The organism is Fervidobacterium pennivorans, assembly GCF_001644665.1.
Taxonomy (GTDB): domain Bacteria; phylum Thermotogota; class Thermotogae; order Thermotogales; family Fervidobacteriaceae; genus Fervidobacterium; species Fervidobacterium ngatamarikiense.
In genome coordinates this window covers 1,722,331-1,739,188 of sequence record NZ_CP011393.1, presented here as the reverse complement: position 1 = coordinate 1,739,188, position 16,858 = coordinate 1,722,331, and the positions used below count along the sequence as shown (strand labels likewise).

The 16,858-nt window shown below is 39.7% G+C and carries 14 protein-coding genes; 1 reads left to right on the top strand and 13 read right to left on the bottom strand.

All coding sequences use genetic code 11. From position 1 onward, the window contains the following. Nucleotides 1-19 precede the first annotated feature (19 nt). Entirely contained in the window at nt 20-895 is an 876-nt protein-coding gene (locus tag JM64_RS08030; RefSeq protein ID WP_064012185.1) for a BadF/BadG/BcrA/BcrD ATPase family protein, read from the top strand. Here JM64_RS08030 and JM64_RS08025 read toward each other — a convergent pair whose 3' ends face one another. The 13 genes from JM64_RS08025 to JM64_RS07970 all read right to left on the bottom strand — a co-directional run bounded on the left by JM64_RS08025 (nt 896) and on the right by JM64_RS07970 (nt 16,797). After that, nucleotides 896-1,843, bottom strand: coding sequence for an ABC transporter ATP-binding protein (locus JM64_RS08025; RefSeq protein ID WP_064012184.1), 948 nt, complete (start codon nt 1,841-1,843; stop codon nt 896-898). Further along, nucleotides 1,828-2,781, bottom strand: coding sequence for an ABC transporter ATP-binding protein (locus JM64_RS08020; RefSeq protein ID WP_052107152.1), 954 nt, complete (start codon nt 2,779-2,781; stop codon nt 1,828-1,830). The genes JM64_RS08025 and JM64_RS08020 overlap by 16 nt, the downstream gene beginning before the upstream one ends. A 36-nt stretch (nt 2,782-2,817) precedes the next feature. Next, on the bottom strand, nt 2,818-3,624 hold the full coding sequence (locus JM64_RS08015) for an ABC transporter permease (protein ID WP_033191751.1): 807 nt from the start codon (nt 3,622-3,624) through the stop codon (nt 2,818-2,820). Between the two features lie 5 nt (nt 3,625-3,629). Next, nucleotides 3,630-4,613: an ABC transporter permease gene (locus tag JM64_RS08010; protein ID WP_231882339.1), complete on the bottom strand. Its 984-nt coding sequence runs from the start codon at nt 4,611-4,613 to the stop codon at nt 3,630-3,632. Between the two features lie 157 nt (nt 4,614-4,770). Continuing rightward, on the bottom strand, nt 4,771-6,360 hold the full coding sequence (locus tag JM64_RS08005) for an ABC transporter substrate-binding protein (RefSeq protein WP_064012183.1): 1,590 nt from the start codon (nt 6,358-6,360) through the stop codon (nt 4,771-4,773). 306 nt (nt 6,361-6,666) lie between these two features. Then, the gene (locus JM64_RS08000; RefSeq protein ID WP_064012182.1) at nt 6,667-8,115 is read right to left on the bottom strand and encodes a SpoIID/LytB domain-containing protein; all 1,449 of its coding nucleotides are present in this window, start codon (nt 8,113-8,115) and stop codon (nt 6,667-6,669) included. A gap of 668 nt (nt 8,116-8,783) precedes the next feature. Then, nucleotides 8,784-9,620: a MurR/RpiR family transcriptional regulator gene (locus tag JM64_RS07995; RefSeq protein ID WP_033191748.1), complete on the bottom strand. Its 837-nt coding sequence runs from the start codon at nt 9,618-9,620 to the stop codon at nt 8,784-8,786. Next, a complete protein-coding gene (locus JM64_RS07990) occupies nt 9,613-10,509 on the bottom strand; it encodes an ROK family protein (protein ID WP_064012181.1) in 897 nt (298 codons plus the stop codon). Before JM64_RS07990 ends, JM64_RS07995 begins: the two co-directional genes overlap by 8 nt. Nucleotides 10,510-10,537: 28 nt before the next feature. Further along, nucleotides 10,538-12,040, bottom strand: coding sequence for a DUF4127 family protein (locus JM64_RS07985; protein ID WP_064012180.1), 1,503 nt, complete (start codon nt 12,038-12,040; stop codon nt 10,538-10,540). A 110-nt stretch (nt 12,041-12,150) separates the two neighbouring features. Next, nucleotides 12,151-13,902, bottom strand: a complete 1,752-nt coding sequence (locus JM64_RS09810; protein WP_082868363.1) for a family 10 glycosylhydrolase — start codon at nt 13,900-13,902, stop codon at nt 12,151-12,153. A gap of 12 nt (nt 13,903-13,914) precedes the next feature. Then, nucleotides 13,915-15,054 (bottom strand): hypothetical protein, encoded by a 1,140-nt coding sequence (locus JM64_RS09805; protein ID WP_082868362.1) that lies wholly within the window; start codon nt 15,052-15,054, stop codon nt 13,915-13,917. A gap of 41 nt (nt 15,055-15,095) precedes the next feature. Continuing rightward, complete coding sequence (locus JM64_RS07975) at nt 15,096-15,923, bottom strand: carbohydrate ABC transporter permease (protein WP_082868361.1); 828 nt, start codon at nt 15,921-15,923, stop codon at nt 15,096-15,098. A 7-nt stretch (nt 15,924-15,930) separates the two neighbouring features. Beyond that, complete coding sequence (locus JM64_RS07970; RefSeq protein ID WP_033192597.1) at nt 15,931-16,797, bottom strand: carbohydrate ABC transporter permease; 867 nt, start codon at nt 16,795-16,797, stop codon at nt 15,931-15,933. Nucleotides 16,798-16,858 lie beyond the last annotated feature (61 nt).

The window sequence follows — 16,858 nt, the reverse complement described above, 5'->3', positions numbered from 1 at the left end:
AAAAAGAGGTTTGATAGTAATGTCAAAGCTGGTCTTGTCAATAGACGGTGGGGGAACGACCACAAAGTTTTGCTTACTGGAAAGTCAAAACAACAAAATTGTTTACGAATCCATTGTTGAATATGGTCTTAACTTAACTGCAACTACAATTAAGCAACAGTTGATTGTTTTGAATGAAATAAAAAATCGAATTAATCATTTTTTTGAAACGCAGAATGATATAAGCACAGTTATATGCTCGGTATCAGGGGCGGGCAATGAGAAGAGAAAGAAAAATTTCGAAAATCTTGTGAAAGCCCTTTTCAAAGTGCATGTTATTGTATTATCCGATATAGAAGCGCTTAGACTTTTGTTGTTGAGAGAAAAGCCGGGGATAATTGTCATTTGCGGCACAGGCAGCATTGCTATTTCGAATAGAGGAACACGTGTAGGTGGATGGGGCCATCTATTCGGAGACGAAGCGGGAGCTTTTAGAATTGTCTTGGAAATAATAGAACGATACTGTGATTATATCGACGGTATACACGACTACGACCCTGTTTTTGATAGCCTAAAGTTTTTCTACGGTTTTTCGTCACCATATGAATTGACGAATCTACAACTGAGAAAGGACTTCAAATCGAAAATCGCATCGTTTGCATCTTCGATACCGTTGACTGATCTTACAAAACACGTTATCGAGTCCCAGGTAAACCGTTTTACGTTAAAAGTACGTCAACTTGCTAAGAAAGAGAACATTAAGGATATATACCTCTTCGGTGGAATGTTCAAGAATGAGTATTTCAAAAACACTTTTCAGCAAAAGCTCGAAGATTTCAATACCGAGGTTGTTGATAAAAAACTTCACGTTGAGCTGGGACTCAACGTGAAGTTCTTTGCGGAAGAACCTCATTAACTATCTATAAAGTACACACCTAACTTTTCTTCCTTCAACTTCCACAAAATCTACCTCTTTGCTACATTCAGGTCTGGCGAACTTACATCGTGGCGCGAAAGGACATCCAGGCGGGGGATTTATCAAACTCGGAGGTTCACCTGCATCGATAAAATTAGTGGCCGAAACTTTTTCAGGGTCGGGTGCCGCCTCTTTCAACAATTTTGTGTAAGGATGCAGTGGGTTATTCACGACTTCTTTTGCATTGCCTTCTTCAACGACGATACCTGCGTACATAACCATTATCCTATCGGATACATATTTTGCTGCGGCTAGGTCATGCGTAACATGTAGGAATGCTATCTTATAGTCATTCCTAAGTTTCAACATCAGATTTAAAATACCTGACTTTATGGAGACATCTAACATAGAAGTTGGTTCGTCTGCCAAGATTATTCTCGGTTTAGTTATAATAGCTCGCGCAAACACAACGCGTTGCCTTTGCCCCCCAGAAAGCTCATGTGGATACTTTTCCAGGTAGCTCTCAACAGGTGTCAGTTCAACTTCGTGGAGTACATCCTCGATAACTTGCTGCTTATTTTGTATCTTATGAATCTTCAGAGGCCTTTCCAACATATGTGCAATGGTTTTTGTGGGGTTGAGAGAGGCAAAGGGATCTTGAAAAACCATTTGTACGTTCTTTCTGAATTCGAGTTCCTCTTTCCTTCCAAGCTTTTTAGGTAATTCTCTACCAAATAGGAAAATCTTTCCAGCTGTTGGTTCATATATCCTTGCCAAAACTCTTAGTAGGGTGGTCTTGCCACATCCACTTTCCCCAACTATTGAGACTATCTCATTTTCTTTAAGGTCCAGATCGACACCTCTAAGTGCTTTTACTGTAAGTATATTAAATCCCTTTCTAATTGAAAATTCTTTCTTTAGGTTTTCTACCTTCAGTACAGATGACACGAAACCCACCTGCCATTTCCGTCGAGTTCAATGTATCTCATCTGCGGTTTTTCAACTGCACAACGTTCGAAAGCGTAAGGACATCGTTCCTTGAATGGGCATCCTTGTATTGGTATTGCTAGGTCGACAGGTCGACCAGGTATGCTCTTGTAGGAATCCAAATCTTTTGAAATGCTTGGTAATGCTTCGATAAGCCCTTTTGTGTAGGGATGCATCGGTCTTGTGTAAACATCTCTGGCAAGGCCGATCTCGACAAGTTCTCCTGCGTACATGATTGATATCTTACTCGCAAGCTCGAATAATAGAGATATATCATGTGTGATAAAAATTGTTGAAAAATTTTCCTTTTTTCTAAGCTCTTCGATTTGCTGAAGTATAGACCTTTGCACCACAACATCGAGAGCTGTTGTCGGCTCATCCATTACAACAACGCTCGGTGATAAGAGCAGTGCCATGGCAATAACTACACGTTGCCTCATGCCACCAGACAACTGGTGCGGATAACTTTCCATGCGGTCAGCGGTAATCCCAACCAACTGCAATTTCTCTTTTACCAAGTTATATGCATCACTTTTCGAAAAACCATGGTTCCTAATTAGCACATCCGCCATTTGGTCTTTTATCCTTTTGACAGGGTTCAGCGAATTCATAGAACTCTGTGTAACCAGTGAAAGCCTCTTCCATCGTATTTTTCTTAACGTTTCGTCCGGTAAAGACAGAACGTCTACACCATCCAGCAAAACCTGACCGGACAGTATTTTTCCAGGTTTTTTTAGCAATTTCAGTGCGGCCAGCACTAACGTAGATTTTCCGCAACCTGACTCGCCTGCGATCCCATAGAAGTCCCCTTCTTCGACAGTAAGTGAGACATTTCTAACAGCGTGTACGAACCTATTCCTGAACTCATATCCAGCGTTGAGCTCTTTTATTTCAAACACAGTATCACCTCTACTCAATTCTTTATTCTTTCCACCTTATCTGGCCCTTAGCCTTGGATTTGTGATTTCATCTATCGAAAAACTGATAAGTGCGAACGCTGTACCAAGGAGTAGTATGCAAAGCCCAGGGGCAAGAACCCAATACCACATGCCGTTTAACAACGCATTTGCATTCTGCGCCCAATATAACATCGTCCCCCACGTAATTTTACTCACATCACTGAGGCCCAAGAAAGACAAAGAAGCTTCGCCGATTATCGCATAAAGAACGGAACTGAAAAAAATAGAGGCAACGAGCGAAAGCATGTTCGGAAGCAATTCAACGAATATTGTGTAGAAATCATTCTCGCCGATAACCTTCGAAGCAAGAGCGAACTCCCTATTCTTGAGCGATAACATTTGAGACCTGATAATCCTTGCACCAGAACCCCAGCTTGTGAACGCTATGACCAAAATCACCATCAGAGGTCCTCTCACGCGCATGTACGAACTTATTACGATCATTAACGGCAATCCTGGGATAACAAGAAATATATCAGTTAGAGTTGACAAGATTCTATCTACAATACCACCGTAATAACCCGCTATCATACCGACGGTAGTTGCTATTGTTGTCATTATCAAACCTGTAGAAATGCCTATCGTGAGAGAAAGGCGAGCACCGTAGAAGACCTGAGAGAGTATATCACGCCCCATTCTGTCAGTTCCCAGCGGATGCTCCCGGGTTGGTGGTTGGTATGGCATTCCAACCGTTTTATTTGGCTCGTACTTTGTAAGAAAAGGTGCGAAGATTCCCATAAGTATGAACGTGAGAATAATAGCAATCCCTATTTTCCACTTCACGGTAACTACCCCCTAACACGTGGATCCAAAAAGGCATAGACAAAGTCCATGATGAGGTTCGCTAAAAGCACAGAGAGAGAAATAAAGAAGAATATAGCCTGTATTAACGGGAAATCCTGGCTAAGGACAGCTCTGTAAAGTTGATAACCTACACCTGGATATGAATACACTATCTCTGTTAATAGGGCTCCACTGACGACGAAACCGAGTGATATACCAAATGCAGTAATACTCGGCAATATTGCATTTCTTGCCGCGTAGTGCACCATTATATATCTCTCGTCCAAACCTTTTGCTTCCGCTAGGGTGATGAAATCTTCTGAAAGAACAGACACCATGTTGTTTCTCATTGTCAGTATCCAGCTTCCAAGGGATGCAACGATAAGTGTTATACTAGGCAGTATCGCGTGGTATATTACACTTAAGACTAAACTGAAACCTGTTAGAATCTCTGTTGTAGAGTAAGCATTCGATAACGGGAACCATCCAAGTTTATAGCCGAAAATGTACAATATTATCATCGCTAACCAGAAGTATGGAATTGCTCTTAACGAAAGTGAAAATACCAGTAACGCAGAGCCACTCAGTTTATCTCTATTCCATCCTGCATATATACCAAGAAAAGTTCCAAGCAAGAAGCTCAAAATTGTTGAGGTTCCGACTAGCCCTAGAGTCCATGGAATCGAATTTCTCAGAACCTGTGACACCGGGACGGGATAGTGAAGATAAGATATACCGAAGTTCCCTGTGATCGTGTTTTTTAAGTAATCAACGAACTGTGATAATAAATTTTTATCTTTTTCTACACCAAGGGCTATTCTCATTGCCTCTATAGCTTTTTCGTCCACGTTTGGACCAAAGCGTGAAAGGATCCTTTCTGCAGGGTCACCTGGCATAAGCCTGGGAAGAATAAAATTAATCGTGAGAGCGAAGAAAAGAGTTATAACAAAGAAAAACAATCTGTTGGCAACGTACTTCAAACCTCTCACCTTCCTTACCTCAAGACAAGATTTCTTTATAAAAACAGCAACGCACTGTCGTGTTTCTTACAAAATCCCTGAGTCAACAACAGGAAGTAATTATCGTGCGTTGCTGTTAATTTGATGAAACTCCTTTTAGAATTTCAAAAATTATCAACTCATTTTATTATTTAACAGGTTCCAAGTTCATGATGAGGTAAATTTTATCCATACCGGTAATTCTTGGTTCTACGTAAGGCTTTTTTTCATTTGGCCAGCCTGTAAAGTTCTTCGTCGAGTAAATGAACCAAACTGGATTGTAATACAAAGGAACAGCTGGTACGTTTTCAAGAAGGATTCTTTGTAACCTTGACATGATAACCTTCCTTGCAGATACGTCTGCTGTTTCCTTTATCTTCGCCAAAAGTTCGTCGGTTGTCTTATCTATCCATCCACCTCTGTTACTACCAACGTATGCATTTGCAGAGTTCAGATGGTTATCGTAGAAATTGTACGGAGTAGCGCCGTAATTTGACCAGCTCAGAACTACGTCGAAGTTCTTGTTCCGAATTCTTTGCAAATATTCACCGTAATCTATAGGTGTAACTTTTAGCTCAACTCCGTAGTTCGCCATTTGTTGTGATAGCAACTCACAAACGGCGATCCAGTCTGTCCATCCTGCTGGAACTAATAATTCGTAACTAAGCTTAATATTACCCTTCGCAAGAATTCCATCTTTTCCTCTCTTGAAACCGGCCTGAGCAAAAAGCTTCTCTGCAGTCTTTGGGTCATACTTCCACCACAAATTCTTCAAATCTTCGCTTATCAGATACTCGTATCCAGACTTAATAACAACCGGATTCACTGGGGCAGCATAACCGGTCATTCCGATTTTGATCAACATGTCAGTATTAATTGCATATGCAAATGCTTTCCTCAAGGTCGCATCCTTGAATGGGTCTTTTGCAAGATTAAAGAACAAGAACACTGGATTACCCTCTGCAAACCAATAGTTCAGTTCTTTCCTCTGCTGAACAAGTTTCTCGATCTGTGGGAAGTTAATACCAGCCCAGTCGATTTCACCGTTTGCAACCGCCAACTGTGCACTTTCGTTGCCGCTAAACGCGGGTATTCTTATCGAATCAACTTTTACGTTTGCAGCATTCCAGTAGTTTGGGTTCTTCTTCAACGTTATAACCTGTGTGGAAAAGTTATCGAGTAGATAAGCTCCTGTTCCAACAGGATTTTCATTGGTGAACTTTGACGGATCTTCAACTTTGCTCCAAATGTGCTTTGGAAGTATGTAAACTCCCGCAACGCTATACAAATAGAGTGTGTTTACTGTTGAGAGTTTTAATTTCACGGTATAGTCGTCGACTTTCACAACCTCAGCCAGTCCACCTTTCCAAACCCCCGGAACATCAAGTGCAGGGAATTTTTTCAGCGTTTCGAATGTGAATATCACGTCATCTGCTGTAAAAGATGTTCCGTCTGACCACTTGACTCCTCTGCGCAATTTGAAAGTAATTTCTTTGTAGCCAGCACCCCATTTAAACTCTGATGCCAGCCAAGGTACAAAATCTCCTGTTTTTGTGTTCGCATATATCAATGTTTCGTAAATGAAACCTGCTGCAACGTAGCCGGTAGCACCTGCAAAATACGGGTTAAAGTTCCTCTGGAATGGACCTGTGACAGAAATTATCATGGAAAGTTCTGCACCAAGTGAAATAGTTACCATCAGTACCAACAGTGTCAGAATCGCATAAAACCTTTTCATACTTCTCACCCCTTTAAAAATGATATGGCATATAACTCGTACGGCACAATTTGTTATAACATACTATCATATTTTGACCAGATTATACAATCTCCAAATTTTCACTATTTCTATTCCTGAAATCGAAAAATGCGGACTTTCTGCCATTTATACCTTCAAGTCTCCTATTTTTTCCAAATTTCTTAAAATTTTGATTACAAGAAGAACTAACTAGCAGAAAATAAAAGGTGCACGCCGTAAAAAAATGGGGCCGAAGCCCCTTACAAACTGTTGTGAAATCTTACTTTTCAAGAAAAGCTTTTGAACTTAAAACGCTTTTTCTATTTCACCTTCGTAGAATGTACGAATGATCTCTTGATAGTTCTTGCCATTTTTAGCGAGATAATTTGCGCCGTACTGACTCATACCAACACCATGGCCGTTTCCACCACCGTAAAATGTGATCTGCTTTATCTTTCCTTCGAATTTCTCTATTACAAACGTGAAATACCCGCTGGGGAGAATGGAATAGTTGGAAACAAGACTTCCGTCGTGCCTTTCAAGGTTTATGTCTTTTGGCATACCGGTTATTGCTTTTGTAGGTCTTATAACGAAACGTATGTTATATTCTTTGTCGACATCGTAGATTCCGCTTTCTGCTATAATTCTGAGAGTCATAACGATGCCACCTTGCCCTCGTTTCATGACCTGTAAGTCTTTCAGCTCTCCTATGGAGAAGTTTGGATCATTTACGTCTATTAGCCTTCCTTCAACTGTTCTAATGGCATCGAACCCTAAGGTAAGGTCGGCCTTTTCCCTTGCAACAAGACCTTTACTAATTGAAACCTCGAGTTCCTCTCTGGTCATAGTTACTTTCCATCGAAACCATGGAGACTCTCGGTCATAAAAATCGCAAAGTTCTTTTTCAAGGCCCCAGAAAGATCTGAAGAATTTATCCCAAAATACTTCGTTTACTTCATTTACAATAAATTTTGAGAACTGTGGCTTTGATCTTAGATAAGGTATCGGTTCACCTGGGAATTTGCCCTTTGCGTCGCTCCAAACTTCCTCACTGTTTGAAGTGAATCCAGCAGATGTTGAAAAATACACTATCGTATCCATTGGTTTACCGTCGATAACTAAAATTTCACCAGTCGTTTCGGAAACTGCAACCTTAATTATATTGCTAACTATCTGATTGTTGAAAACCTGGCTATTTGTACTGTCATCACAGTGAGCTCCGAAGAACTTTTCTTTCGGCCCGCTCAAAACGTCTGCCACCGCTCTGCTTCTTGCCAAAACAGCTTGAGCTTTAATCGCCTCCTTCTCAAACCATGATGGTACCTCGCTTGGAACAACTAACTCTACATAATTCTCTAATTCCAGTTCGTTAATTAACGCAATCTTTCCATTGACAAATTTAACATATATTGTGTCTGAGTACTGTGGTACTCCGAGCGCTCGCTTTGCTGATAGTAACTTCACAGTACCTTTTAGAACTAATGTATCAACTCCTACAGCGTTACCATTTACTATGAGACCTCCTTGGTTTGTTGTTATTTCAATTATGTCCCCAGCTGAGAACGCGCTATCGTTTACTTTGACAGAACTGAGACACTCGAACTTTACCACGCTAAAAAGATAACCTTTTGAAGCCCCGGATGAGTCGAGTTCGACGCTTAAGAGTACCGAAATACGTGTTTGAGACGTTGAAGCAAACGAAACTACCTGTACAAGAATCGCAAACAAAAATAAAACCTTTACACACGGTTTCATCCTCGCTACCCCCTTTCTTATTGTTATATTCTTACGCTTCACAATAAAGCGTCGCTTATTAATCGAGAACACAAAACAGTTGGAACTCTTTGGACCGGTGTAGCTTCATAAGAAATCAGTTATACTTCTCTCATTCGTTACGGATCAAAACGCTGTACTATGTCGAGCTATTCAAACTACATACAAAGTGCTTATTATTACCTTAATCATGTGGCGTTTACTATCAGCATCGTCTGATACGCTAAGATGATCTCATTTTGCTTAGAATCAACAGTTAAAAATCTGTTTTTAAGTTATTGATATGCCTATTGCTTTTACCTTAAAACATTATCTAATTAACTACTTTTCTTTGTGCCTAGTTTAAAATAAAAATTTGTTTCAGCATGTTTTGTAAGTGCAGATAATACCAATGCTAAAAGAATGAAGACACTACATTTCGTCACGTCCAATTTGATATGTCATTAGTAGCAAATGTGTGCTATAATGTCCATTTGCTATATCATTTTATCAAGAGACCATATCATAAGAAAATGCTCATAAGATCTTCCTTTAGCAAACAAACTGCAAGAAAATCAGTTATCACAAATTTCTTTAGTTTTGCACATTTTTCACTTGTTTTCTACAAACGATACTTAGAACCTCGGAAATACTCTGCATGTGTAAATCTGCTAGTAAATCCACCTTTCAACAGCGCGAGCAGTTTGTTGTATATAGTGGTTTGCCCTTTCTTTTATATTCCGCTTAGTCATTTCAAATAGAGCTTCTAAGACATGTAGCTGAGAAATTTTCGATCTTATCGCACCGCTTTCAAATGGTGCTTCGCGAATAGGCGTAAGTAAAACATAATCAGCGACTTCTGCAAGAGGAGATCTCTTATGTCCCGTTACGGCAACAATTTTTGTATTATTGTCCTTTGCCATTTTCGCCAGATCTACGATCACAGATGTTGACCCGCTTTGAGAAAAGGCAAGAAGGACATCATTCGAAGTGGAGGTGGCAAGTGCCATAGCTACTAAGTGGGTGTCTTGGGAAAAGAACGTATCAATACCTATTCTCATAAATTTGTAGTATGCATCCAATGCTGTTGCTCCAGATGCACCAACACCTACTGTGTAAAGCTTTTTGCATTGCGAAATTATTTCGGCACACTTGCTTAGGACTTCCTTGGACGAACTGAGTAATTCGTACGTTTGTACAATAGTATTAATGTGATTCGTTTTTATTTGCAAAAGCAGGTCCTCAGAAGAAAAGGATTCTGCCTCGTTTTTGTTATTTGGTAAACTTTTTGCAAGAAATATTTTGAAAGAATGAAATCCTTCAAAACCGAGTTTTTGACAAAATCTAACGATAGTGCCTTCACCAACGTTCAATAAATCAGAAAGTTCTGTGATGCTCATATGCACAACCTCTTCACCGTTCTCTATGACGTACTGTGCTATTATTTTTTCCTTTTTAGTCAGAGCACCGGGTTGGTAACTTAAACGCGTCAAGATATCTTCAACCATGATATACTACCTCCTCATACTGCGTTGCAGCGAAAAGAGAAGCACCAATAAGCCCAGCGTCGTTTTGAAAGATGCTGAGTTCGACCTGAGTTGGATGATAAAGAGATTTAGACGAATACTCTATCAGCTTGTTCCTAAGTATATGCAAGGCCATTTCTCCAAGCTCTGAAAATCCTCCGCCAACGACTACAATTTCTGGGTCTATGATGAGAAATATTTTATCAATCAACATCGCCAGGTTACCGCACAATTTTTCAACTGCAGCTAACACTTTTTCTTCGTTGTTTATGAAACCGGCAAGCAACTGATTCCTTTCAGCTAAGGGGATTTTTGCGTACCTGTGGAGAACTTTCATAGATATGTACTGCTCTGCGCAACCTCTCTTGCCACAGTTACATTTTCGACCATTTGGATAAAGTATGGTATGCCCAATTTCCCCAGCTTCCCACAAAGTTCCATTTACCAATTTACCATCAATAAAGACCCCCCCGCCTAATCCCGTTCCTATGGTTAAAAAGACAAGTGAGTGCACTTTACGAGTGTAAGCTTCAGCTAATGTAGCTGCTTTGGCATCGTTTATAACATATGTCGGGATGCCAAAGAGAGTTTCCAGCTCTTTTTTTATGTTTCTACCTGCCCAGTTCTTCAAGTTGGGTGTAGCATATAAGATTTCTCCCGTTAATGAGTTAACTCTTCCTGCTGTTGCAATACCGATGGCTGATATTTCTTTGTCATTTTCCATTAACTGTTCAATGATCTTTATTGTCGTGTTTAGCGGATCTACCCTAGATGTGTTCTTAACAACCTTTTTTTGTATTTTATTTTTGGAAAATACTGCGCCTTTAACGGTAGTTCCACCAATATCAACTGCAATGATTTTCTTTTCCATTTACTAATGTCCCCTTCCTTGTCAACATCTAACCAACCACCTGCTTAGTATCGATAAGCACTATGCCTATTTCAAAAGGACGGTGCCATGGGAAAAAGACTGAGTATTTCCAGTTCTTTTTTAAAGATTGGTTTATTCTGTCCATGTACACTTCGAGATTTTTCTCGACGAACCTCTTAGCCCATTCTTCATCTTTAATCATTGAAAGACATGAATTTATATCTTGGTTACGTCTTCTGAGCTCCTCATAGAGCATCTTTCGGACATTAGCTTGGTAGCCCCAGTGTTCTAATAGAAGTATTGACTGATATTTCTCCAGTTTCTCTCTGTCTATTTGAAGTAAACCCTTTTTGCTGAGATACAACAATACTGAATGTGCACACGTTGAGCCAAGCGTGTTACCTGCTGTGTTCCAGCCGTAGTAAGTTGTAAGTTCCCAATTTATTGGTTTTTCCAATATCCTTTCAACTAAAGAATTATCCGAACCATTCGCGTATCTTACATCTGCAATTGCTATTATCTTGTTTTGTTCGTAAGCAAGGTCGATCCATTCTATTAATTCAGCGTGTTCAGTGCGTTTTAAATTCTGAATCGATTTATTCTGAAAAGGTGCTTCTTTTGGTTCGTCTGGTTCAAAATTGTTCACGTAAAGCAAAATATCAAACTCAGATTCTAAGTCGACAGGATGTCCACCAGCTCCTAAAATGTGGCTTTTGGTAGACGTGTCCAGTTCATCGCTATGATACGGGGGCACAAGATAAGCATGTTCTGGCTTTCGATAGATGACTTTAAACCTTGGCTGAAGGCGGAAATGATCGCAGAGACATTTTGAAATTAGACTTAACGAAGCTTCGTCTGCACCGTTTCTTATTTGTACCTTCTCGTTTAAGCCCAATTGTGCAACCAGCTGTTCGAGTTCACACGCTTCTTTGTAGACAAGACTACCTTCGGAGTTGTCATCAAGCATTATGCTTAAGAAGTCTATAACACCTGCTTTCACAAGGTTGATAGCTTCCTTGGTGGTCTGTAAGTTCCTCCTTCGTCTCCACAAAAAGTCCTGAATTATCCACTGAGGAATATTGTGCTCTTTAATATTATGCCCACTGGCAAGGCTTGTGGAATACTCATATAGAGCTTTACCAAAGTAAACCCAGTAGTCTGGTTCTTCTTCCATAGAGTTGTACGTAGGTATTCTTGTAACAGTCTTCGTTGCGTATATTTTTAGATTGCTGTTTTGTTTTTTCACAAGTGACAGAACATTCAAGCGTTTAATTAATGTCTCTTCTTGGGTATAATCCAACCTCGATGGGACCAGTCCGCCATGCAAGAGCATATCCAAAGATAGCACTGCAAAATCGCAACCAAGAGAGTTTTGTACCAACCAGTTAGCTAAATATTCAACGTCTGCCGGTGTTTTTTTTAACCCAAAATGCTCGGGAAAAATTACATCTATACCAACAGACGAGCAAAGGTGAATGAAGTAGTCTTTAGTGCAAAATCTTTCATCTAGTGGAAGAAATAATACTCTCATTTATAGAGCAGTACACGGCCCCCACGTTAGTCTATGTTTTAAGTTTTACAAACTGGGACGTGTACCGAACACCTCCTTTCTAAAGTTATTAAGTAAAGATTTTGGAGTCATTACTTTCTTTGAAATATAAGTTTCCCAAATCTTTCAGGTGTGTGGAATGAACCATAAGTAACACTCCAAGTATAATAAAAGGGAATATTGCCTTTCCAGCGGTTTCTGCAGAAGTTTGCCTTTAGTTCGGAAGTATCTTTCAAAGAAATTCCCAAATAATTCATGTTAATTTTTATTTCCACATACCACGCATCAATTTCTCTCCAAGTTGTTGCCACAATATCACCGTTCCATTTACTATCGTATCCCAGTTCGTCATAGATGGTACCGTCGAAACCAACGACAAAGTGGTAGTAGGAATTAGTTCTTTCGTCCTTGAGAATGAACACTTCTACAGAATCCCCCAAGTAAGTGCGGGTGTCGCGTGGACCAGAAACAACTTTAACTGAGCTAAAATCAGGTTCTTTACAAACAAAAAGCACGTACAGGTTTTCATCATCGTACATGATCTTAGCATAACTTGATACATCCGCTCTCTGGCCGGTATCGTACATAAGGAATTGACCGCTTGTCTCAGCATCTTTCCACTCTTCGAGATTTCTACTAAGGGTTGCTTTACCTTGTTTGACTTCTAATTTCGGTATTGGAACAATGTTTTCCACTACTACCATTTCTTTAGGTTTTTGGGGAATGAATGAACTTTTTGGCTTTAATTTATTCGCAGCCGGGTATGTGATTTCGAGCATCCAGCTTAGGGAATCTATAGCGCTTAGAGCCAGAGTTGGATCCTTTACGTTGTCCGATATTGTGAAGATGCCATTTGATATTTTTTCGACCAGGTCGGCGTAATTACTGCTTTTCTTGATCTTTTCAAATTCTGAAAAGATGAAATTAATGTCCTCTTTGAGTGAGTCGTTTTCGGTGAATATACTAATATCATCCATCAAAGTATCAGCAAATGAATCAAGTAGTACATCTATACCTTTGAATGGGGTTACGGCGTGCTTTGACATAACCACTCTGAAATACTCATAGTCATTTGAAAATTTCTTTATGTGAGAGACAGAAAACAGAACAAATCCGGATTTGAAGTAGTTGTTTGTTAAGGCGATTTGATCGATGACTTTCTTAGGTTCGTCCAAAGATATCAGTTGCAAACCAGGGCAAAGGTAAACATCTTTTTTATACTCAGACTGCATATCAAAGAGTATCTTGAGATCTTCGGCCGAATTTCTGTAATCCATTGGGATGAGAAGATCTAAATATCCACTCTTTACCCAGTATTCCCAGTTTTGTTTTTTCTCCATGCGAGCACCACTAAGTGTTGGGTATACTGCCGCACTGATGACTAAGTTGTTTTTAATTTTCTTAGCTTTACTGTAGAATTCTCTCACAAATGTATTTACGTTCTCCTCACGCCACATTTGCCATATAACGCTTTCTTTACTGTACTTCTCAATGGTAAATGGATCTATTCCTGTCTCTTCTTTAAACCTTTTCACAGCGAATTCGTCGTATCCAAATTCATCACCATCGTACCGTATGTAATCCAGATTTATACCGTCTACGTCGTATTTTTGTATCACTTCCAGCAAAGTGTTAATAAGGTAGTCTCTTACTTCTGGATTTGCATGCGATAACCATGCGGTGTTGTTTTTTGAAAAGATACTACCATATTTGTCCTTCTCAATCCACTCTGGATGAGCATCCATGAACGGAGTTTTGATACCTCCGGACGCAACAGCGTAGATCCAACACCACGCATGAACCTCCATCCCTAGTTTCTTGGCTTCGTCAACTATAACCTGCAATGGGTCTTCTTTCTAGTCCTGAAAAGCTGGGTCTTGAGGAAATCTGGAAATCTTCGGAGAAATTGTCATTCCTTTGTAGATAACTTCAGGAAAGATAGCGTTGAATCCAAGCTCGTGGAGTTCTCGAATCTGTTTGCGCAACTTTTCCGGTGTTTCACAATCTCTGATTGCGTAACTATCAAACCAGATACCTCTTAACTGGACATTGTACTGTGGTAAGAGTTGTATCTCAAGCAAATCGACCATCTTTTGGAGCTTTTTCAACTCTGATAAATCAGATGCTTTTTTTGATGCATCTTTTATCTCCCAAAGCATTTCCTGCATCTTGTATAGTTGCGTTTTTGGAATCTTTTTTCTACTTTCCAATAGCCTGGTTTCAAATGTCGCAATTTTTTCGTCCAATGAGGCTTTAAGATAAAACACAGGATTAACGTTTGATATAGGTTCTTCAAGTAAGTAACCGATGGTATTGAGTACCAAAGATTTAAGTTCATCGTTGGTCGAGGTTTGAAGGAATATGTTCTCGCCAAAATAAACACCAAAAGGTGAAAGAACCGCAGCAGCCGGATACTTTTCGTTTGAAATCTTTCCATCTTTTGTATACCAAATAGCCAGAGGTGTTGCATTTTGTGTCAGATCTATGACAAAAGTGAAGCCTCTCGACAAAGGTATATTCTTGTCCGTTTTAAAAACAGAGACCCCTGTTTGCGTAGGCTTCATGACGAAGTACTTTCCGCTATCCCAAGAAACGAACTTAACACCTAAGAATTTTGAGTATGCGAAGTTACTCCTGTTTTTAGCCTGCGCATCTTTGAGACCGCTTTCGTAACAGGCTATGAGTTTTCCGCCTTTCATAAGGTAAGATTCGACAAGGTTAATTTCGCTATCTGAAATGGCACCATTTGAAGGGTCTATAAGGACCTTTATGTTATCTGGTATACTTGTAACTTTGCTTGTATTGATGACCTCGTATTCGAGCTTACCGTAGTCTAATACACTAAGCACTCCACGGATTATATTGTCGTAAGTAGGTTTGGTGTAATAACTTTCTGTTGTTGGTGAGTAGAGGATCCCGATAGAAGGAATAGCTAAAATTATCCCGGGAATTAACCAAAGCAACAAGTATACAAATACCTTATAAGCCCACTTCATACCTGTTCACTCCCCCTACCTTAACTGAGTTAGGTGTTTTATTACTCAATTATTGCGCCCTTGTAACCTTCTATGAAGTATCTCTGAGTAAGGTAGAAGAATGTTAAAATAGGTATCATTGCAATGACCATCGCAGCTGATGCAGTTCTGAAGTTGGGTTCGAACGTACTACTCAGCTGAGACAATCCTACTTGGATAGGATACTTCGTAGGTGTTCTGAGAACGATGAGTGGCCAGAGCAGGGAGTTCCAATATGCAGTGAAAGCAAATATTGCAAGGGCAGCAGTTGCTGGTCTAACTAATGGAAATGTTATCTTCCAAAAGACTTGGAATTCATTACACCCATCAATTCTTGCAGCATCCTCAAGTTCTGCTGGTACTGACAGATAATGTTGTCGCATTAGAAATATACCAAAAATTGATACAGCACTTGGAAGAACAACGGCCAAGTACCTGTCATACAACCCCATTTTCAATATAGTAATAAAGTTAACGATTAGAGCGCCTTCCATAGGTATTAAAAGGGGAAGAAGGATGAACTTAAAGACAAGGTCTTTCCCCTTCCACTCAAGTCGTGCTAGGGGATAAGCAGCGAGTGCTGCTAAAATGACTTGAAAAATCACACCCAAGGAGGTTATGATTATCGTATTCAGAAAGTATCTTATCATCGGAACTTTCCGAAATACGGTTACGTAGTTTTCTAACGTTGGATTTTGCGGTATAAATTTTGGCGGCCAAGTAAACAGATTCTCACCTGGACCTTTAAATGACGTTGATAGTACCCAAATGAATGGGAAGGTGAAAAATATACCTAAAGCTATCAGAATGATATAACTAAGAATTACTCTAATTATTTTTTTCATTGTCATGGTTATATCACCTCTTTGGTCCAAAGAATTTGAAATTGATAGCTGTGAATACTATTAGAATACCTGCGAAAACCACGGAGGTTGCGGTCGAAAGTCCAAATTTAAATCTGACAAAAGCGTAATCGTAAATCAAATACATCATCGTTGTTGTTCCGGAACCACCTTGAGTCATTAGGAACACTTCTTCAAATACCTTAAGAGCAGCCAAGCTGGAAATCGTGAAGCAGAACAACATGGTAGGTCTGAGAAGCGGTAATGTGATTCTTGCTAGAATCTGCCTAGCATTTGCTCCGTCTATTCTTGCTGCTTCGTACAGCTCACTTGGTATATTTTGAAGACCTGCGAGGTAAATGACCATGTAGTAACCAATACCCCTCCAAAACGTTACAAACATAACACTATAGAGTGCGAACCGTTCGTCAGTTAACCACATAATTGGTTCTTTTATTACACCTGTGGACAGCAGAAAACTGTTTAATAAGCCATCAACGTTGTAGATCCAGCGCCAAGTCATACTAACAATAACTGACCCAGTTATCACCGGAACATAGAAAAGAGTTCGAAAGAATTTGATTCCAGGAATGTCTTGATTTACAAGTACAGCTGTAAGTATTGCGGTAAACTGTATAAGAGGAACCACGATCAGGTATTTAAAGATATTTCGAAGTGCTTCGTAAAAGTATTTGTTTTGAAATATTTCTTTATAGTTTCTCAAACCTACCCAGGTTGTCTTCTTAGTAAACATATTATAGTCGCTAAAAGATAGTATTATTCCTCTTATTATTGGATAATAGGTAAATATACACAAAAGAGTCAAAGGCACGAAGAGAAAAAGTACAGCAATTATAATCGTTTGTCTCTTCCTTGCTCGCAAATTTATCACCCCACATAAACTTAGCAAATGTGGGGGGCACCCCCCACACTAAATTGCCATG

Bases quoted from the DNA above. Each gene is read 5' to 3' on its own strand.
- JM64_RS08030 (WP_064012185.1), top strand. From the start codon at position 20: ATGTCAAAGCTGGTCTTGTCAATAGACGGTGGGGGAACGACCACAAAG.
- JM64_RS08005 (WP_064012183.1), bottom strand. From the start codon at position 6,360: ATGAAAAGGTTTTATGCGATTCTGACACTGTTGGTACTGATGGTAACT.
- JM64_RS08000 (WP_064012182.1), bottom strand. From the start codon at position 8,115: ATGAAACCGTGTGTAAAGGTTTTATTTTTGTTTGCGATTCTTGTACAG.
- JM64_RS07995 (WP_033191748.1), bottom strand. From the start codon at position 9,620: ATGGTTGAAGATATCTTGACGCGTTTAAGTTACCAACCCGGTGCTCTG.
- JM64_RS07990 (WP_064012181.1), bottom strand. From the start codon at position 10,509: ATGGAAAAGAAAATCATTGCAGTTGATATTGGTGGAACTACCGTTAAA.
- JM64_RS07985 (WP_064012180.1), bottom strand. From the start codon at position 12,040: ATGAGAGTATTATTTCTTCCACTAGATGAAAGATTTTGCACTAAAGAC.
- JM64_RS09805 (WP_082868362.1), bottom strand. From the start codon at position 15,054: ATGAAGTGGGCTTATAAGGTATTTGTATACTTGTTGCTTTGGTTAATT.
- JM64_RS07975 (WP_082868361.1), bottom strand. From the start codon at position 15,923: ATGACAATGAAAAAAATAATTAGAGTAATTCTTAGTTATATCATTCTG.